Origin of the sequence: Noviherbaspirillum sp., assembly GCF_036563305.1 — a bacterium.
Taxonomy (GTDB): Bacteria; Pseudomonadota; Gammaproteobacteria; order Burkholderiales; family Burkholderiaceae_D; genus Noviherbaspirillum.
Genome location: NZ_DATCMQ010000013.1, coordinates 14556 through 33163, shown reverse-complemented (window position 1 = coordinate 33163; position 18608 = coordinate 14556). Strand labels below are relative to the sequence as shown.

The window sequence follows — 18608 nt, the reverse complement described above, 5'->3', positions numbered from 1 at the left end:
CGGCGGGGTCCGGTTCAGCCAACCCGGCCAAGGACCAGGTACTCAAGGAGCGCCTTCTGGACATGCAGGCGGTTCTCGGCTTCATCCCAGACCACCGACTGCGGCCCGTCGATGACATCGGCGGAGACTTCCTCGCCTCGGTGGGCCGGCAGGCAATGCATGAACAGTGCGTCGGGGCGGGCCCGCCGCATCTTTTCCGCGTCCACGATCCAGCCGTCGAAGGCCTTCAGGCGGGCGGCGTTCTCCTCCTCGTAACCCATGCTGGTCCAGACGTCGGTGGTGACCAGGTCGGCATCGGCGCAGGCGTCGCCGGGATCGGGGAAGAAGGTGTAGTTCCGGTTGTCGGAGGCAACCAGGGACGTATCGATCTCGTAGCCTTTCGGCGTCGAGACGTTGACGTGGAAACCGAATACCTGTGCCGCCTGCAGCCATGAGTACAGCATGTTGTTGGCGTCGCCGATCCAGGCCACCGTGCGCCCCTTGATCGTGCCGCGATGCTCGATGTAGGTGAAGACGTCGGCCAGCACCTGGCAGGGATGATGCTCGTTGGTCAGGCCGTTGATCACCGGCACCCGTGAATGGGCCGCGAAGCGGTCGATGATCTCCTGGCCGAACGTCCGGATCATCACGATGTCGCACATCCGTGAGATCACCTGCGCCGCGTCCTCGACCGGTTCGCCGCGGCCAAGCTGGCTGTCGCGGGTGTTCAGGTAGATCGCCGCGCCGCCGAGCTGGTGCATGCCGGCCTCGAAGGACAGGCGGGTGCGGGTCGAATTCTTCTCGAACACCATGACCAGCGTACGGTCCACCAGGGGGTGGTAGGGCTCGTAGTTTTTGAATTTGCGCTTGATGACCCGGGCGCGATCGATCACGTAGTCGAATTCATCCAGCGTAAAGTCAGAAAACTGCAGGAAGTGTTTGATTGCCATAAATGAAAACGGCGGCAAGTTGGCGCCTGCCGCCGATGGTTTATAACTTGTTCAATTATATGGCTTTTGTACCAGGAAAGACAGCCGGGATTCGGTCACCGGCCGCCATTCTCTATATATCCTGACAACAATCGAGGCTGCCCGGATCATGTCCGCTTATCTCTTGCTGAAAACCCTGCATATCCTGTCCTCGGTCGTCCTGGTCGGCACCGGCTTCGGCTCCGCCTTCTACCTGTTCTGCGCCAATCGCAGCCGCAGCGTCGCCGCGCAGGCGGTCGTGGTGCGCTATGTGGTGCTGGCGGACTGGATGTTCACGACGCCGGCCGGCTTCATCCAGCCGATCACCGGTTTCGCGCTGATGGCGATGGCTGGCTTCTCGTGGAACACGCCATGGATCCTCTGGTCCCTGCTGCTGTATGTGCTGGCGGGCGCATGCTGGCTGCCGGTGCTCTGGCTGCAGCTGCAAATGCGGAAACTGGCCGAGCAGGCGGTGCGCACCGGCGCCGCATTGCCGGCGGCGTACTGGCGCTACGCGAAATGGTGGGAGGCGCTGGGGTATCCGGCCTTCGCGGCGATGGTCGTGATCTACTTCCTGATGGTGACGAAGCCGACATTCGGTCAATAGCCGATGGTCTGCTCCGATTCGTGCACGAGCTGCCGGTACAGGTCGTGCCGCATGCCCGCGATTTCGCCGGACGCCACGGCCGACAGTACCGCGCAGCCGGGTTCTGTCAGGTGGTGGCAGTTGTAGAAGCGGCAATGGCCGAGATGCGGGGCGAACTCGCGAAAGGCGCGCTCCAGCATGCCCTCGCTGAGATGGTGGAGGCCGAATTCCTGGAAACCCGGCGAGTCGATGATCGCAGCGTCGCTGCCCATGCGGTACAGCCGGGTGAAGGTCGTCGTGTGCTTGCCGGAATCGAGGGCGGCGGAAATTTCCCGGGTGGCGATGTCGGCGTCCGGCACCAGCAGGTTGATCAACGAGGATTTGCCCATCCCGGACTGGCCGATCAGGATCGTCGACTGCCCCTGCAGCAAGGGCAGCAGGGTAGTCCGTGTCGCTTCGGGCGCCGCGGTGGCGGACACTTCATGGACCGGATAGCCCAGGCCGGCGTAAAGCGCGAGCCGTTCGCGCGCGCGGGGCAGCGCCGTCTCGACATCGATCTTGTTCAGCACCAGGTGGGCTGCGATGCCTCCGGCTTCCGCAGCGACCAGCGCGCGCGAGACCAGGTCGTCCGAAAAACCCGGTTCGGTGGCGACCACGACGAACAGCTGTGTCAGGTTGGCCGCCAGCAGCTTGGACTTGTACTGGTCGGAGCGGTAGAGCAGGGTGCGGCGTTCGCCGATCGACTCGATCACGCCCTGGTCGGCCGACGTGCGCTTGAGGCGGACGACGTCACCCACCGCGACGTCGCTCTTCTTGCCGCGGGTGACGCACTGGAGGCGGACATCCCCGACTTCCACCAGGTAATGCCTCCCGTGCGCGGCGATCACGGTGCCGCTTTCCTCGCTCGTCACCGTGTCTTCTGCCGGTAGATGGCGTCGACCTTGGCCGCAAGGATGAAGTCGTTTTCGGAAATGCCGCCGCGTCCGCCGTTCACCGAGTGGGTGTCGAACTTCACCACGCAACGGTTGTAGGTCACCGTCAGTTCGGGATGATGGTCGTCGGCGTGCACCGGCCAGGCGACGGCATTCACGAAAGCCAGGGTCTCGTGGTAGTTGGCGAACTCGAAACTGCGGACCAGCTTTCCTTCCTGCAGCGACCATCCCTCGACGGCCCCCAGGTATTCCTTGATCTGGGTTTCATCGAGTCCTGTCTCCAGGTGGCGGCCCTTCTTCGTAATCAATTCGGATGCAGTAACCATGTGTTTTTCCTTTCATCGTCCGGCAAGCAGGTGGTGGATGCGCACGCTTGCCGGCGGATGCGAATCGTAGAAGGCGGAATGCAGGGGGTCGGGGGTCAGCGTGGACGCGTTGTCCTCGTACAGCTTGACCAGCGCCGACACCAGGTCCTGCGCATCCGTATGGCGGGCCGCGAAGGCATCCGCCTCGAACTCGTGCTTGCGGGAGGTGATCGAGCTCAGCGGCGAAAACACGAAGGTGAACACCGGCAGCGCCAGCATGAACAGGATCAGCGCCATCGCATCGTTTACGCCGAGCAGCATCGGATCCACGCCCAGCCCGGTGAAGAACCAGACCTGCTGCTTCAGATAGCCGAGCAGGGCGAGGAAGGCGAGCGAGAGCGCAAACATCACGGCGATCCGTTTCAGCACATGCCTGAGCTTGAAATGACCCAGTTCATGGGCGAGCACCGCTTCGATCTCCTGTGGCCCGAGGCGGGCGAGCAGCGTATCGAAGAACACGATGCGCTTGGCCGCGCCGAAGCCGGAGAAATAGGCGTTGCCGTGCGCGCTGCGCCTGGACCCGTCCATCACGAACAATCCCTTGGACGCGAACCCGACGCGCTGCATCAGCGCCTCGATGCGCGTCCGCAGGTTTTCATCCTCCAGCGGCGTGAACTTGTTGAACAGCGGCGCGATGGCCGTCGGGTACAGCACCAGCATCAGCAGCTGGAAGCCGGTCCAGACCAGCCAGGCGTACAGCCACCAGAGAGCGCCGGTGCTTTCCATCAGCACGAGTATCACCCATGCCAGCGGCAGGCCGATGACGATCGCGACCAGGGTGTTCTTCGCCAGGTCGCTGAAGAACAGCTTGCGGGTCATCTTGTTGAAGCCGAAGCGCGCCTCCAGCACGAATTGCCGGTAGTAGTCGAAGGGCAGTTCGATCAGGGCGGACAGCAGGCCGAATGCCGCAAGCAGCGCGAGCTGATAGCGCATGCCGCCGCCGGTCAGCCCGAACACCTCGACCGATAGCCACTGCAGGCCGCCCAGCAGGGTGAAGCCGATCAGGATGCCGGCGTTGACCAGGAGCGAGACCAGTCCGAGCTTGGTCTTGGCCACGGTGTAATCGGCCGCTTTCTGGTGCGCATACAATGGAATCTTTTCTGCAAATTCCGCCGGGACTGCGTTCCGATGCGCAAGCACATGCCGGATATGGCGCGAGCCCAGCCAGAACCGCAGCGCCAGGGTGGCGACGAGGAAGCTGACGAAGAGCGCCGAAAACGTGATGGAAGACATGCTGTGCTGTGAGAAAATGGCGGATTGAGAAGGGACAAATTATGTCACAAGCGACTGAAAACAATACCGTCGGCCAGGCGCCGGCACGACCGAACGAGTTCAACCTGGTCTGGCTCGACATGGAGATGACCGGACTCGACCCCGACAACGACCGTATCATCGAGGTGGCGGTGGTCGTCACCGATTCCGACCTGAACGTGATCGGCGAAGGTCCGGTATTTGCAATCCATCAACCGGACGAAGTGCTGGACCGCATGGACGCCTGGAACAAGGGCACGCACGGCCGCTCCGGACTCATCGACCGCGTCAAGGCATCGACCGTGACCGAGGCTGAGGCGGAGACAGCGCTGATCGCCTTCCTGAAACAGTACGTCCCGGCCGGAAAGTCGCCCATGTGCGGCAACAGCATCTGCCAGGACCGGCGCTTCATGGCGCGGGGAATGCCGAAGCTGGAGGCGTTCTTCCATTACCGCAATCTGGATGTGTCGACGCTGAAGGAGCTCTGCAAGCGCTGGAAGCCGGAAATCGCGTCGGGTTTCAAGAAGGCACAGAAGCACACCGCGCTGGCCGATATCGTCGAGTCGATCGAGGAACTGCGCTATTACCGCGAGCACTTCATCAAGCTCTGACCGTCGTCCGGCAGCCATATTCCCCCGGCCGTCCGGCGCGTTCAGCAGGCGGCCCCCGTGATTCATTTTCATTTTCAAGGCGCATCATGGCCTCCGCACCCGACCTGACGTCCCCGGACGCAACCGACAATGTCGAGAACCGCAAGGTACCGACCGAACTCATCGCGCGCGAAGTGGCGCGCCGGCGCACCTTCGGCATCATCTCCCACCCTGACGCCGGCAAGACCACGCTGACGGAAAAGCTGCTGCTGTTCTCCGGCGCGATCCAGCTCGCCGGCACCGTGAAGGCCCGCAAGAGCGGACGCCATGCGACCTCCGACTGGATGGAGATCGAGAAGCAGCGCGGCATCTCCGTGGCCAGCTCGGTCATGCAGTTCGAGTACCGCGAGCACGTGGTGAACCTGCTCGACACCCCCGGTCACCAGGATTTTTCCGAGGATACCTACCGCGTGCTGACCGCCGTGGACTCGGCGCTGATGGTCATCGACGCCGCCAAGGGCGTGGAAGAGCAGACCATCAAGCTGCTCAACGTCTGCCGCATGCGCGCGACGCCGATCCTGACGTTCATGAACAAGATGGATCGCGAAACCCGCGACCCGCTGGAACTGCTCGACGAAGTGGAGTCGGTGCTCAAGATCCAGTGCGCGCCGGTGACCTGGCCGATCGGCATGGGCAAGAACTTCCGCGGCGTCTACCACCTGCTGCGCGACGAGATCCTGCTGTTCAAGGCCGGCGAGGAGCGCGCCGACCAGGAGTTCGAGGTCATCAAGGGCATCGACAACCCGCGCCTGGCCGAGATGTTCCCGCTCGAGATGGAGCAGCTGAAGATGGAGGTCGAGCTGGTGCACGGCGCTTCTCATCCGTTCGACCTGGAGTCCTTCCTGGCCGGCATCCAGACGCCGGTCTTCTTTGGCTCCGCGATCAACAACTTCGGCGTGCGTGAAATCCTCAATGCCCTGCTCGACTGGGCGCCGCCGCCGCGCCACCGTGACGCCTCGGTGCGCGCGGTGGAGCCCCGGGAGACGCCGTTCTCGGGTTTCGTGTTCAAGATCCAGGCCAACATGGACCCCGCGCACCGCGACCGCATTGCCTTCCTGCGCGTCTGTTCCGGTCGCTTCGAACGCGGGATGAAGATCAGGCACCTGCGGCTGAACCGCGAGATCAAGGTGTCCAGCGTGGTCACCTTCATGGCCTCCAGCCGGGAACAGGTGGAGGAAGCCTACGCCGGCGACATCATCGGCCTGCCCAATCACGGCAACATGCAGATCGGGGACAGCTTTTCCGAGGGCGAGCTGCTGCAGTTCACCGGCATCCCGTACTTCGCGCCCGATTTCTTCCGCGTCGTCCGCATCCGCAACCCGCTGAAGATCAAGCAACTGCACAAGGGCCTGCAGCAGCTCGGCGAGGAGGGCGCGGTGCAGGTGTTCAAGCCGGTCCACGGCGGCGACCTGGTGCTGGGCGCGGTAGGCGTGCTGCAGTTCGAGGTGGTGGCGAGCCGGCTGATGAACGAGTACGGAGTGGACGCGGTGTTCGAAGCTGCCAGCATCAGCAGTGCACGCTGGATATCGAGCGACGACAAGAAGGCGCTGGCGGATTTCGAGCGATCCTCCGCCGGGGCCAACATCGCCTATGACGCCGCGGGTAACATGGCGTACCTTGCCACCTCCGGCGTCAACCTGAAGCTGACGCAGGAACGCTGGCCGCAGCTGACCTTCCACTCGACACGCGAACATGCGGTGAAAGTTGGTTGAGTCGAGAACGTCGACGATGATCGTTGCCATGATTTAAAGGTTCAATCGCAGCAAAAGATCGATAGTTAGCGGAAGTTGTTATTTCGATTTGAGCCATCTCAAGGGCATCCGGAGAGGCCGTCCTATACTCGGCGGACTGATTTTCGACACCTCTCCCAGCCCGGAAGCCAGGAGCAGGCGAGGGCGGGCGAGAGCTGCCCTTGGCCCCTTACTTCGCAACCCGGATCGCTCATGCTGACTTCCACATACTCGCTCGTCGCCATCGCCGCAGAACAGGAACGCTCCCGCAGCATGCTTGCGCGGCTGCGCCAGCATTTCCACAACGCGTGGAAGGGAATGACCCGTCTCGATCTGCCCTTCGCAGAAAATCTCTGCCAGCGCCTGGCCCATGTCGACAACTTCTTCCGTCGCCGCAAGATCGAACTCTACCTTGTGCCAGTCCTGCGCATGATGGGGCGCGAGGCCGAAACGCTGGTGGCCGAGCTCGACGCGCTGAGCGCGCGCGCCGCCGCCATGCTCAGCACCTTCCGCGAACAGGTGCGCACCGCTTTCGATGTACGCCTGCACCGGCCGGAGCAGGTGCGGGAGGTGGTGGACGGCTACTGCCACACCATGTCCTGCCGGCTCGACCGCGAGGAGCAGGAACTGCTGCCCCTCGCCCGGCGCCTGCTGTCCGTGGAGGACTGGTTTTCGATCGCCGCACAGATGCTGTCGGATGGTTCCCCCACCCGCGGGCGCGGCCACCGGTCGATCCTCCTGCCGCGCGGCGCCAGTCCCGCCATCCGCCGGGTTGCCAACTTGCGTTGACGGACGTGCAAGTGCTTGCCTGCCGCTTGCAGGCAAGCACATTTCTTGGCATCGTGTGACCCCTGCTTCCTTCAGGGCCACGCATGCCGAAAATTCTCCGCTTCACTCGCTTCACCCGTTTCTCGCTGCGCGATCTCCTGGTCGCCGCCGGCCCCGCGGCCGTTGCCATCCTCGCTACCTGCCTGCTGGCCTACTGGCTGGTCGATCCGTCCCCGCCGCGCAGGGTGGTGATCGGAACCGGCCAGGAGAACAGTGCCTATGAAGCCCTTGGCAAGCAATATGCCGCCTCGCTGGAGAAATTCGGCATCACCGTGGAGCTGCGATCCTCGCTTGGTTCGCGGGAGAACCTGCAGCGCTTGCGCGACCCGGACTCCGGCATTGACATCGCCTTTGTCCAGAGCGGTTCGACCGGACAGGAGGAGGCCGAGCGCAGCGGGCTGGTGTCGCTCGGCAGCCTGTTCACGGAGCCCGTATGGCTGTTCACGCGGCGCGAGCTCACACGCCTGTCGCAGTTGAAGGGCATGCGCATCAATGTCGGACCGGAAGGCACCGGCGTCCCCGACCTGTTTCGCAAGATCCTGGAGGTGAACGGTGTGGAGGCCGGCGCGCTTCGCCTCGACATGCTGCAGAACACGCCCGCGACCGTGGCACTGCTGGAAGGACGCATTGACGGGCTGGTGTTCAGTTCGGCGCCGGATGCGCCGCTGATACAGATGCTGCTGCAGACGCCCGGCATCCGGCTGTTCGATTTTGCCCAGGCGGAGGCCTACACCCGCCGCTTTCCGTTCCTGACGCACGTCACGCTCCCGCGCGGCATCGTCGATCTCGGCCGCGACCTGCCGCCGAAGGACTACCATCTGATTGCGCCCACTGCCACCCTGGTTGCGCGCGAATCGCTGCATCCGGCACTGGTCGACCTGCTGGTGCAGTCGGCGGACCGCATCCACGGCGACGCCGGCTGGTTCCAGAAGAAGGGGGAGTTTCCGACTGCCAGCTATACCGAGATCCCGGTGGCCGCCGCCGCGGCCAAGTTCTATCAGGGCGACCAGCCTTTCCTGCAGCGCTATCTGCCGTTCTGGCTCGCGAATTTCCTGCAGCGGATGTGGGTCGTCGTGGTCGCGCTGGGTGCGCTGATCCTGCCGCTGTCGCGCATCATTCCGCCGCTCTATGTGTGGAAGGTGCGCTCGCGCGTCTACCGTTGGTACGGGCAGTTGCGCGAAGTCGAACAGGCGGTGGAGGAGGCGCCGCCGGAGCGCCGGCCGGACGTGCATGCCGTCCAGTTGCAGCGTCTTAACGAGATCGAGGAGCGGGTCAACCGGATTTCGATACCGCTCTCGTTCGCAGACGAGCTGTATGGCTTGCGCAGCCACATCAACTTCGTGCGCCGGCGGTTGCTGTCTCCGCGCGCGGACGACGGCCGCGCTTCGCTGCAGCAGTAGCGATCAGGCGCCTTTCCATGGAAGGCCCGCGTGGCACCAGCCGCCGACGGTCTTCCTGTGGCCCTGCTGGTCCTTGTCGCCTTCGAAGCCTTCGAGGATGTCGAAGCAGTTTACATAGCCATGCTCGGTGGCCAGCCTGGCTGCATGGCGCGACCGCACGCCCGAGCGGCAAAGGAACAGCAGTACGTCGTCCTTGCCCGCCACCTCGTCCAGCTGGCGCAGGAAGTCCGGGTTGGGCGTGCCGCCGGGGTAGAGGCTCCACTGCACCGAGGCGTGCTGAGGATCGGGGATCGCCGGCCGCCCCACCCAGTCGCGCTCGGCGTCGGTCCGTACGTCGACGAGCCGCACCCGCGGATCCTGCTGAAGCAAGTCGTAGGCTTCCGCCGGCGTCAGTGCCCCTGCATAAGGCAGGGCCTGCTGCCTGCCACGCAGGCGTCCATTTTCAATAATGTCCATGTGTTTGCGCTCCTTTCAGTACGTCATTCTAGCCTTCAAGCGGGCAACGGCGATCGGGCAAGCGGCGCACCAGAAAAGTGCAAAAGGAGGGCGGAAATCCGCTGGTGCACCATGGCGGTGAGCAGGCGGCTTTTACGCACCACGAAAGAGCATAGCATTTTGACAGCATGCTGCGCCATCCGTGTTCCATCTGCGCACTTTTCCTGCCAACGTGCATGCTTCATGACGGTGCAGCGCACTTGTTTTTCCTCAAATTGGTGGCACGGTTTCTGCTATCATCCCCGCCTGTGTTCTGGTCGCACTTCGGCGCATCCGCGGTCCCCGCATCGACGAACCATCGGCTCAAACCAACCGCAGCATTCCTGTATCAACTACTAGCTCATTTAGGAGATTCGCATGGCATTGACGGCCGCAGACGTCTTGAAGATGGCGAAAGAAAACGAAGTCAAGTTCGTCGATTTTCGCTTCGCTGACACCCGAGGCAAAGAGCAGCACGTAACCGTTCCGGTATCGCAGTTCGGCATGGACAAGTTCGAGTCCGGCCACGCGTTCGACGGTTCCTCGATCGCCGGCTGGAAGGGCATTGAAGCCTCGGACATGCTGCTGATGCCGGATCCGAATACCGCCAACATCGACCCGTTCATGGAAGAGACGACGATGTTCATGCAGTGCGACGTGATCGAACCGTCGGACGGCAAGGGCTATGACCGCGACCCGCGTTCCATCGCCAAGCGCGCGGAAGCCTACCTGAAGTCCTCCGGCCTGGGCGACACCGCCTACTTCGGCCCGGAACCCGAGTTCTTCATCTTCGACAACGTGCGCTGGAAGGTCGACATGTCCGGCTGCTTCGTCAAGATCGGCTCGGAAGAAGCATCCTGGTCCACCGGCAAGGAGCTCGAAGGCGGCAATACCGGCCATCGTCCGACCGTCAAGGGCGGCTACTTCCCGGTTCCCCCGGTCGACAGCTTCCAGGACATGCGCTCGGAAATGTCCCTGATCCTCGAAGCGATGGGCATCCCGGTTGAAGTGCACCACCACGAAGTCGCCGGCGCAGGCCAGAACGAACTCGGCACCAAGTTCTCGACCCTGGTGCAGCGCGCCGACTGGACCCAGAACATGAAGTACGTGATCTGGAACGTCGCCCACACCTACGGCAAGACCGCGACCTTCATGCCGAAGCCGCTGGTCGGCGACAACGGCTCGGGCATGCACGTGCACCAATCCGTATGGAAGGATGGCCAGAACCTGTTCGCAGGCGACGGCTATGCCGGCCTGTCCGACTTCGCGCTGTACTACATCGGCGGCATCATCAAGCATGCGCGCGCGCTGAACGCCATCACCAATCCGGGCACCAACTCGTACAAGCGCCTGGTTCCGGGCTTCGAGGCGCCGGTCAAGCTGGCCTACTCGGCACGCAACCGTTCCGCTTCGATCCGCATCCCGCACGTGGCAAACCCGAAGGGCCGTCGCGTCGAAGCGCGCTTCCCTGATCCCCTGTCCAATCCGTACCTGTGCTTCTCCGCACTGCTGATGGCAGGCCTGGACGGCGTGCAGAACAAGATCCACCCGGGCGAAGCCGCGACCAAGGACCTGTACCACCTGCCGCCGGAAGAAGACGCAAAGATCCCGACCGTCTGCTCCTCGCTGGAGCAGGCGCTCGAGTACCTCGACAAGGATCGCGAGTTCCTGACCCGTGGCGGCGTGTTCAGCGACACCATGATCGATGCCTACATCGAGCTGAAGATGCAGGAAGTCCAGCGCTTCCGCATGACGACGCATCCGATCGAATTCGACATGTACTACTCGCTGTAATCAGCGACGGTGCCAGGTCGGCAAGGACGGGGAAAGCGCAGGCTTTCCCCGTTTTTCTTTTAGGGAACTGTTGCACGCGGGGTTGCTCTGAGACGGGTGGTTTGTCATGCTCCCCGACTTACCCTAAACTACTATCCGCCATGGTTTCTCTTCGGAATGATATGAAACAGTCAATGATTGTCCTGCTGGTCCTTGCATGCGCGACCGGCCAGGCGTTGGCGCAGAACGAAGTCTTTCTTTGCGTCGACGAGAACGGCAAGAAGGAATACAAGAACACCGGCGCGACCAAGGGGTGCCGCAAGATCGACCTGCCGGGCATCACCATGATTCCCGCCCCTGCGCAGGTTGCCAAGAAGCCGGTGCTGCAAAGCGCCGCCGCAAAGCCATCGAACCCGGCACCGGATTTCCCCAAGGTCGACGGCGAGACCCAGCGCGCACGCGACAACGACCGCCGCCAGATCCTGCTGGACGAGATGCGGATCGAGGAGCAGAAGCTGGCCAGCCTGAAGAAGGAATTCAACAACGGCGAGCCGGAGCGGCGCGGCGACGAGCGCAACTACGCAAAGTACCAGGACCGTGTGGCCGGCATGAAGGACGACATTGCCCGCACCGAAAAGAATGTCGAGGCGCTGCGCCGCGAGATCGCGAACCTGAAATAATGAAACCGGCGCGCCACGCGTACCGTCGGGTATGACGCTTGCATCAACCGGGCCGCTGAAAGCGGCCCTTTCTTTTACCCCTTGCATGTGAAAACGCCTACGCATTCCTATGACGCCCTGGACCTGCTGTCCTCGGCCGTGATCATCCTCGACGCCGAAAGCCGGGTGCGCTACGCCAATGCGGCCGCGGAAAACCTGTTCGAGTCCTCGTTCAAGAACCTCGCGAACCAGAAGCTGCCGGCGCTCTTCCTCAACGGCGAGGAGCTGACCGGCATCTTCCGCGAAGCAGTCCAGCACCGCTTCGCCGACAAGCGCCTCGACCTCACGCTGGAACGCGCAGGCCGCGAGGCGCTGCAGGTCCATGTGATCGTGACCGCGCTCGACGATCCGCATACGCCTGTGCTGATCGAGCTGCGCGAGAACGTCAAGCAGCTCAAGCTCGACCGGGAGGAGCGGCTGCTGGACCAGAGCCAGCTGAACAAGGAGCTGATCCGCAACCTGGCGCATGAGATCAAGAATCCGCTGGGCGGCATACGCGGCGCGGCCCAGCTGCTTGAGTTCGAACTCCCCGAGCGGCAGTTGAAGGAGCTGCGCGAATACACCCAGGTGATCATCAAGGAGGCCGACCGTCTGCAGACGCTGGTGGACCGCCTGCTGGCGCCGCACCGCCGCCCGCACATCGTCGGCGACGTCAACGTCCATGAAGTCTGCGAGCGCGTGCGCAGCCTGATCGTCGCCGAATTCCCGGTGGGGCTGACGATCAAGCGCGACTACGACCTGTCGGTGCCCGAGTTCAGGGGCGACAAGGAGCAGCTGATCCAGGCCGTGCTCAACATCGCGCACAATGCGGCGCAGGCACTCTCGGCGCGCATCGCCGGCGGCGACGCGCAGATCACCCTGCAGACGCGCGTCGCCCGCCAGGTAACGCTGGCGAAAATTCGATACAGGCTGGCACTAGACTTGCATATCATCGACAACGGGCCGGGCATCCCGCCCGAGATCCAGGACCGCATCTTCTATCCGCTCGTATCGGGAAGGGAGGGCGGCAGCGGACTCGGGCTGACGCTGGCGCAGACATTCGTGCAGCAGCATATGGGCGTGATTGAATGCGAGAGCAGGCCAGGATGCACCGACTTCCGGATTCTGATCCCGCTGCCTTGAATGCTGCATGAGGCGGGATCCCGATTACTGCCACACCACGGGCAATGCCGACAGAAATATGAAGCCAATCTGGATAGTTGACGACGACGAATCAATTCGCTGGGTCCTCGAAAAGGCGCTCGCCCGCGAGAATCTTGCGACCAGGAGCTTCGCCAATGCGCGCGAGGCGCTGGATGCGCTCCAGACCGGCGTGCCCCAGGTCCTCGTGTCGGACATCCGCATGCCGGGCGAGTCCGGACTCGAGCTGCTGCAGGCGGTCAAGGCCAGGCATCCCGGACTGCCCGTCATCGTCATCACGGCATTCTCCGATCTCGATTCGGCGGTCGCCGCCTTCCAGGGCGGGGCCTTCGAATACCTGGCCAAGCCTTTCGACATCGACAAGGCCGTCGAGCTGATCCGGCGCGCGCTGGAGGAGAGCCTGCGCGAATCGGGCGTGGAGCAGGCGGCGGCAGAAACCCCCGAGATACTCGGACAGGCCCCGGCCATGCAGGACGTGTTCCGGGCCATCGGGCGGCTGTCGCAGTCCAACGTGACGGTGCTGATCACCGGCGAGTCGGGCACCGGCAAGGAGCTGGTCGCCCGCGCGCTGCACAAGCACAGCCCGCGTGCGGCCCAGCCCTACATCGCGCTCAACACCGCGGCAATTCCGAAGGACCTGCTGGAGTCGGAACTGTTCGGTCACGAGCGCGGCGCATTCACCGGCGCCCAGGCGACGCGGCGCGGACGCTTCGAACAGGCGGAGAACGGCACGCTGTTCCTCGACGAGATCGGCGACATGCCGTTCGATCTCCAGACCCGCCTGCTGCGGGTGCTCTCCGATGGCCACTTCTATCGCGTGGGCGGTCACCAGCCGCTGAAGGCGAACGTGCGCGTGATCGCGGCGACGCACCAGAACCTCGAGCAGCGTGTGAAGGAAGGCCTGTTCCGGGAGGACTTGTACCATCGGCTCAATGTCATCCGCCTGCGGCTGCCCAGTTTGCGGGAGCGGCGCGAGGACATTCCGCTGCTGACCCGCCACTTTTTGGCGCAGAGCGCCAAGCAATTGGGCGTCGAGGCCAAGCGCATGTCCGACTCGGCGATGCAGTTCCTGGCCGGCCTTGACCTGCCGGGCAACGTGCGGCAGCTGGAAAACCTCTGCAACTGGATCACGGTGATGGCGCCCGGCCAGACCGTCGAGACCAAGGACCTGCCGCCGGACCTGACCCACGGCCATGAGTACGGCCCGGCCACGGCGCCGGCCGCGGCGCCCGTCACGGTCCATGCACCGCCGTCGCCGGTTTCCCAGTCCGCGCCCGCCGCCTCGCCGGCGTATTCGCCGCCCGGCGAGATCGCCGGACTTGCGATGCCTGCGGTCCCCGCCCAGCCGCCGTCGATCACCTCCATGCAGCCGCCGGGCGTCCCGAACGGCCTCGCCATGCAGGAGAAGGCCGGCTGGATCGCCTTGCTGGAGACCGAGGCCGCGAGCATGCTGGCCGCCGGGAAGCCGGAGGTGATGGATGCCCTCGGGCGGCAGTTCGAGTCGGCCCTGATCAAGACCGCGCTGCGCCATACCCATGGACGGAAGAACGATGCGGCAATCAGGCTGGGCATCGGCCGCAACACCATCACCCGCAAGATCCACGAACTCGGGATCGACGGCGCCAAGGAAGAGTAGCCGCAGCGCCGGCGGTCCGGTCCACGCCCCGCCGCGGTGCGCAGCCTGGCCCGGGCTGCGGGCAACCCACCCGCGCAGAAAGCTTTAGGGATCGCAAAGGTGCGCCGCCCCGGTGCGCCTATGATGGGCTTGTCGCCATTCGCTCCCCAGCCGCCGCCAGCGTGAAGAACAAGTTCAATATCGTCGACCTCGGCATGGCCGTTTCCGCAACGGTGGGCCTGACCCTGTTGGCGATGAACCTTGCCACCGGCGAGAAGAAGGTCGCTTCCCGGGTCGAATCCCTGTACGGCGTGCGGGATCCGCAGTTCCTGCGCTCCATGGGGCTGTTGCTGGGCCCCGGCATCCAGCAGGGCAACCGCATCGATTACCTGGAGAACGGCGACCAGATCTTTCCGGCAATGCTGGAGGCGATCCGCTCCGCAAAGAAGACCATCACCTTCGAAACCTTCATCTACTGGTCCGGCGAGATCGGCCGGGAGTTTGCCGACGCCTTGCGGGAGCGGGCGCAGGCAGGCGTGCGTGTGCATGTCCTGCTCGACTGGGTGGGAAGCATGCGCATGGATGGGCGCCTCCTGGCGCGGATGCGGCGCGACGGCGTGGAGGTGGAACGCTATCACCAGCCGCGCTGGTATCACCTCGCGCGGATGAACAACCGCACGCACCGCAAGCTGCTGGTGGTCGACGGCAGTGTCGGTTTCACCGGGGGCGTGGGCATCGCCGACCAGTGGTCGGGCAACGCGCAGGATGAAGCGCACTGGCGCGATGCGCACTTTCGTGTGGCGGGACCGGTCGTCGCCGAGTTCCAGGCGGTTTTCATGGACAACTGGGTCAAGGCGACCGGCCGCGTGCTGCACGGGAGCGACTATTTTCCCAAGCTGTCGGAAGCCGGGGACATGGCGGCGCAGATGTTCAGCAGTTCGCCGACCGGCGGCAGCGAAAGCATGCACCTGATGTACCTGCTGTCGATCGCCGCTGCCCGCGAGAGCATCCTGCTGTCGAGCGCGTACTTCGTGCCGGATGCACTGGCAATCGATGCACTCGTCGATGCCGCGGCGCGCGGCGTGAAGATCCGCATCATCACGCCCGGCGTCCACATCGACGAACACGTCGTGCGGCGCGCGTCGCGGGCGCGGTGGGGCGAGCTGCTTGAGGCGGGCATCGAGATCTACGAATTCCAGCCGACGATGTTCCACTGCAAGATCATGATCATCGACGGCTATCTCGTTTCCACCGGCTCGACCAATTTCGACAACCGGTCCTTCCGGCTGAACGACGAGGCCAACCTCAACGTCTACGACACCCGTTTTGCGGAATGCATGACCGGGGTGTTCGAGCGGGACATGCAACGGGGCCGTCGCATCGAGCTTGAGCAGTGGCGGCACCGGCCGCTGCCGCAGAAGGTGACCGAGCATGCGGCGTCCATGCTTGGCAAGCAGTTGTAGCGCGGTAGCTCATGAATTCCGGCGCGGGTAGCCCTGCGCGGTGATGCGCGTCCAGACCCGTTCCTTTTCGTCATCGCTCATGAATACCCAATGCGCGACCTCATCCACCGTCCGGCCGCATCCGCGACAGATTTCGTCGAAGGTGGTCGAACAGACGGCAACGCAGGGCGTGTCAGGGCGTGGAGGTTTTTGCATGAAGGGCTCGATACACGATTCGTAGCCGAGATCATAGGCGAAATCCGCGTCGCGAACAGGCCGGGGCCGCGGTATTTGCACAGGGGAGACGCCATTTGCCATGCATTGTCCGCCATGCGTGCAACGATACTGCGCGCGCAGCGGAAATTGCACTCGCGGCAGGACATCCTGGCCGGGGATCCGCCCGCGGCAAGGCCGGGCAGGTGGCCGGCAGCGATGGCGGGCGCGCAGGAGTAAGATATCGTCTTCCCCGAAGACCCGTTCCATGACGTCCGACAAACCTGAAGACCGGCCCGGCCCCACATCCCCGGCCGACCTGTTCATTTCCTTTACGATTCTCGCGCTGCAGGGCTTCGGCGGTGTCCTCGCCGTCGTGCAACGCGAGCTTGTCGAACGCAAGCGCTGGTTGACGCAGGAGGAATTCCTCGAGGACTGGGCCGTTGCCCAGATCATGCCTGGGCCGAATGTCGTCAATATCTCGCTGATGATCGGCGCCCGCAGCTTCGGCCTGCGCGGCGCGCTCGCCGCCCTGGCCGGCATGCTGACGCTGCCGCTGGTCGTGCTGATCCTGCTGGCGCTGGTCTATTCCCGCTATGCGGACAACCTCTTCGTCCTCGGCGCGCTGCGCGGGATGGGGGCGGTAGCGGCCGGACTGATCATGGCAACGGGCCTGAAGCTGCTCCCGGCCCTTGAGAAAAACCCGCTCGGCGGCGTGCTGTGCGCGCTCTTCGGCGGCGCCGGCTTCATCGCCATCGCCTTGTTGCGCTGGCCGCTGGTGTACGTGCTTCCGGTGCTGGGTGTCGCCGCCTGCGTCCTCGCATACAGGAAAATCGCGCGATGAACATGCCACTGCAACTCGCGCTTGGATGGGGGGACTGGCTCGCGCTGTTCGTGCAATTCCTGTCGCTGTCGCTGCTGGCGGTAGGGGGCGCCATCACGACGACGCCGGAAATGCACCGCTACCTGGTCGACCAGCAGCGCTGGCTGACCGACGGGCAGTTCACGGCATCGATTGCGATCGCACAGGCGGCGCCAGGGCCCAACATCCTGTTCGTCGCGCTGATGGGCTGGAATGTCGGGCTCAATGCCGGAAGCGTCACCCTTGCCTTTCTTGGATTGCTGGCAACCATGGTCGGCATCATGCTGCCGAGCGCAACCCTGACTTACCTTGCCGCAGGCTGGGGCCATCGCAATCGGCATCTGCGGGCGGTGCGCGCCTTCAAGCAGGGAATGGCGCCGGTCGTCGTCGCCCTGATGATTGCCACCGGCTGGATCCTCGCCAGTGCGCACAACGATCCGGCGCGCGACTGGCGGATCTGGTTGCTGACGCTGGCCTCGGCGCTGGTGGTCTGGCGCACCCGCTTGCATATCCTCTGGCTGCTCGGGGCAGGTGCTCTGCTCGGCGCCTTCGGCATCGTCTGAACCGCAAAACTTGCGGCATGGAACCGCACCGTCACTTCAGTCACTCATGTTGCAACGACGGCATGCACGTCCGTTGCAGCGGGAGGGCGAATGGAGAATGGCGGGAAGCGTTACGACGTGGTCTACCTGTGGGTCGATGGCGCGGATCCCGACTGGCGCCAGCGGCGGTCCCGGGCCTTCGCTGCCTGGTCGGCGCGCCACCCGGGCCTCCTGGCGCCGTATGGGAATGTGGAAGGACGTTACCGCGACAATGATGAACTGCGCTTCAACCTGCGCGCGCTGGAACGGTACTTCCCGAACCATGGCCATGTCTACCTGGTGACCGACCGCCAGCAGCCGGCCTGGCTTCGGCCCTCGTCGGGGCTGACGGTGATCGATCACGCGGATCTCATTCCGGCCTCGGCGAGACCGGTCTTCGACTCCGGGCATATCGCCTCCTACGTCCACCGCATTCCCTGGCTGTCGGAACGCTTCTTCCTGATGAATGACGATGTGTTCTTCGGCGCGCCCGTCGATACGGCGCACTGGTTTGGCGAGCGGACGCCGGTGTATGTGGAGACGGCGGTCGTGCCGGCGCACGAACGCGTGCAGCCGCACGGCAGCGCGCTCGTCAATGCGGCGATCCTCGCACGGGAGTGGATGACAGCCAGGTATCCGGACTACCGCCACGAGCCGCGCGTCGTCGCGCATGCGCCGCGGGCGCTCTCGCGCAGCCTGCTGTTCGAACTGGAGCGCCAGGCGCCGGAGGTGTTTGCACTTGTCCGCTCGACGGCGTTCCGGTCCTGGCGCGCGCCCACCGTCGTGAGCGGCCTGCTGCTGCACTGGATGGCGCATTGCGGACTGGCCCGCTTCCTGCCGGCGCCGGACGGCCACTGCGTCCAAAGCGGAGACAGCAACGCGCTGGCAGCCTTTCTCTCCCTGCAGAAGCAGCTCGGCCGCATCCCGTTCTTCTGCATCAACGACACCTGCGACGATGCCGCTGCCGGGGACCTCCGATTGCGTCGCGTTGCACGCATCCTGCAGCAATGGCTGCCGCTGCCCTCGCAGTTCGAAGCCGACCGTCAGTCGCGCGACCCGCGCGTGTCCGGCAGCGCGACCGGGATGGCCGCCTAGCAGGC

19 protein-coding genes are annotated in these 18608 nt (G+C 64.2%); 13 read left to right on the top strand and 6 right to left on the bottom strand.

From position 1 onward, the window contains the following. Nucleotides 1–14: 14 nt before the first annotated feature. Nucleotides 15–929 carry an ornithine carbamoyltransferase gene (argF, locus tag VIM12_RS10610; RefSeq protein WP_331941599.1) on the bottom strand — a complete coding sequence of 305 codons (915 nt, stop codon included), beginning with the start codon at nucleotides 927–929 and terminating at the stop codon, nucleotides 15–17. 148 nt (nucleotides 930–1077) lie between these two features. Between argF and VIM12_RS10605 the strand changes: the two genes are divergently transcribed. After that, nucleotides 1078–1554, top strand: a complete 477-nt coding sequence (locus VIM12_RS10605; RefSeq protein ID WP_331941598.1) for a DUF2269 domain-containing protein — start codon at nucleotides 1078–1080, stop codon at nucleotides 1552–1554. On the opposite strand, the gene rsgA is transcribed toward VIM12_RS10605, so the two are convergent. From rsgA to VIM12_RS10590, 3 genes are read right to left on the bottom strand one after another with little or no spacing between them, the layout of a single operon-like run. Then, nucleotides 1548–2444, bottom strand: a complete 897-nt coding sequence (gene rsgA / locus VIM12_RS10600; RefSeq protein WP_331941597.1) for a ribosome small subunit-dependent GTPase A — start codon at nucleotides 2442–2444, stop codon at nucleotides 1548–1550. The two genes, VIM12_RS10605 and rsgA, sit on opposite strands and share 7 nt — an antisense overlap. After that, a complete protein-coding gene (locus VIM12_RS10595; RefSeq protein WP_331941596.1) occupies nucleotides 2441–2791 on the bottom strand; it encodes a 4a-hydroxytetrahydrobiopterin dehydratase in 351 nt (116 codons plus the stop codon). Before VIM12_RS10595 ends, rsgA begins: the two co-directional genes overlap by 4 nt. Nucleotides 2792–2803: 12 nt before the next feature. Continuing rightward, on the bottom strand, nucleotides 2804–4063 hold the full coding sequence (locus VIM12_RS10590; protein WP_331941595.1) for a M48 family metallopeptidase: 1260 nt from the start codon (nucleotides 4061–4063) through the stop codon (nucleotides 2804–2806). A gap of 41 nt (nucleotides 4064–4104) precedes the next feature. Between VIM12_RS10590 and orn the strand changes: the two genes are divergently transcribed. From orn to VIM12_RS10570, 4 genes are all read left to right on the top strand, one after another. Further along, nucleotides 4105–4692, top strand: coding sequence for an oligoribonuclease (gene orn / locus VIM12_RS10585; RefSeq protein ID WP_331941593.1), 588 nt, complete (start codon nucleotides 4105–4107; stop codon nucleotides 4690–4692). 86 nt (nucleotides 4693–4778) lie between these two features. After that, complete coding sequence (locus VIM12_RS10580) at nucleotides 4779–6443, top strand: peptide chain release factor 3 (protein WP_331941592.1); 1665 nt, start codon at nucleotides 4779–4781, stop codon at nucleotides 6441–6443. 231 nt (nucleotides 6444–6674) lie between these two features. Continuing rightward, complete coding sequence (locus tag VIM12_RS10575; RefSeq protein WP_331941591.1) at nucleotides 6675–7250, top strand: hypothetical protein; 576 nt, start codon at nucleotides 6675–6677, stop codon at nucleotides 7248–7250. A gap of 83 nt (nucleotides 7251–7333) precedes the next feature. Beyond that, nucleotides 7334–8689 (top strand): TAXI family TRAP transporter solute-binding subunit, encoded by a 1356-nt coding sequence (locus tag VIM12_RS10570; protein WP_331941590.1) that lies wholly within the window; start codon nucleotides 7334–7336, stop codon nucleotides 8687–8689. Between the two features lie 3 nt (nucleotides 8690–8692). Here the strand turns inward: VIM12_RS10570 and VIM12_RS10565 are convergent, their stop codons facing one another. Beyond that, nucleotides 8693–9145, bottom strand: a complete 453-nt coding sequence (locus VIM12_RS10565; RefSeq protein WP_331941589.1) for a rhodanese-like domain-containing protein — start codon at nucleotides 9143–9145, stop codon at nucleotides 8693–8695. Nucleotides 9146–9541: 396 nt separating this feature from the next. Between VIM12_RS10565 and glnA the strand changes: the two genes are divergently transcribed. The 5 genes from glnA (at nucleotide 9542) to cls (ending at nucleotide 15873) form a co-directional block, all read left to right on the top strand. After that, on the top strand, nucleotides 9542–10957 hold the full coding sequence (gene glnA, locus VIM12_RS10560; RefSeq protein ID WP_331941588.1) for a type I glutamate--ammonia ligase: 1416 nt from the start codon (nucleotides 9542–9544) through the stop codon (nucleotides 10955–10957). A gap of 161 nt (nucleotides 10958–11118) precedes the next feature. Further along, nucleotides 11119–11616 (top strand): DUF4124 domain-containing protein, encoded by a 498-nt coding sequence (locus tag VIM12_RS10555; protein ID WP_331941587.1) that lies wholly within the window; start codon nucleotides 11119–11121, stop codon nucleotides 11614–11616. Nucleotides 11617–11703: 87 nt separating this feature from the next. Beyond that, nucleotides 11704–12777: a nitrogen regulation protein NR(II) gene (gene glnL, locus VIM12_RS10550; RefSeq protein ID WP_331941586.1), complete on the top strand. Its 1074-nt coding sequence runs from the start codon at nucleotides 11704–11706 to the stop codon at nucleotides 12775–12777. A gap of 58 nt (nucleotides 12778–12835) precedes the next feature. Continuing rightward, the gene (gene ntrC, locus VIM12_RS10545) at nucleotides 12836–14431 is read left to right on the top strand and encodes a nitrogen regulation protein NR(I) (protein ID WP_331941585.1); all 1596 of its coding nucleotides are present in this window, start codon (nucleotides 12836–12838) and stop codon (nucleotides 14429–14431) included. Nucleotides 14432–14625: 194 nt separating this feature from the next. Further along, nucleotides 14626–15873 (top strand): cardiolipin synthase, encoded by a 1248-nt coding sequence (gene cls, locus VIM12_RS10540; protein ID WP_331942032.1) that lies wholly within the window; start codon nucleotides 14626–14628, stop codon nucleotides 15871–15873. 9 nt (nucleotides 15874–15882) lie between these two features. Here the strand turns inward: cls and VIM12_RS10535 are convergent, their stop codons facing one another. Beyond that, the gene (locus tag VIM12_RS10535) at nucleotides 15883–16068 is read right to left on the bottom strand and encodes a DUF1289 domain-containing protein (protein WP_331942031.1); all 186 of its coding nucleotides are present in this window, start codon (nucleotides 16066–16068) and stop codon (nucleotides 15883–15885) included. A 265-nt stretch (nucleotides 16069–16333) separates the two neighbouring features. On the opposite strand from VIM12_RS10535, the gene VIM12_RS10530 reads away from it, so the two are divergent. The 3 genes from VIM12_RS10530 (at nucleotide 16334) to VIM12_RS10520 (ending at nucleotide 18603) form a co-directional block, all read left to right on the top strand. Next, on the top strand, nucleotides 16334–16909 hold the full coding sequence (locus VIM12_RS10530; protein ID WP_331941584.1) for a chromate transporter: 576 nt from the start codon (nucleotides 16334–16336) through the stop codon (nucleotides 16907–16909). After that, nucleotides 16906–17490, top strand: a complete 585-nt coding sequence (locus VIM12_RS10525) for a chromate transporter (RefSeq protein ID WP_331941583.1) — start codon at nucleotides 16906–16908, stop codon at nucleotides 17488–17490. The genes VIM12_RS10530 and VIM12_RS10525 overlap by 4 nt, the downstream gene beginning before the upstream one ends. 90 nt (nucleotides 17491–17580) lie before the next feature. Then, a complete protein-coding gene (locus VIM12_RS10520; protein ID WP_331941582.1) occupies nucleotides 17581–18603 on the top strand; it encodes a Stealth CR1 domain-containing protein in 1023 nt (340 codons plus the stop codon). The last annotated feature ends 5 nt before the right edge of the window (nucleotides 18604–18608 follow it).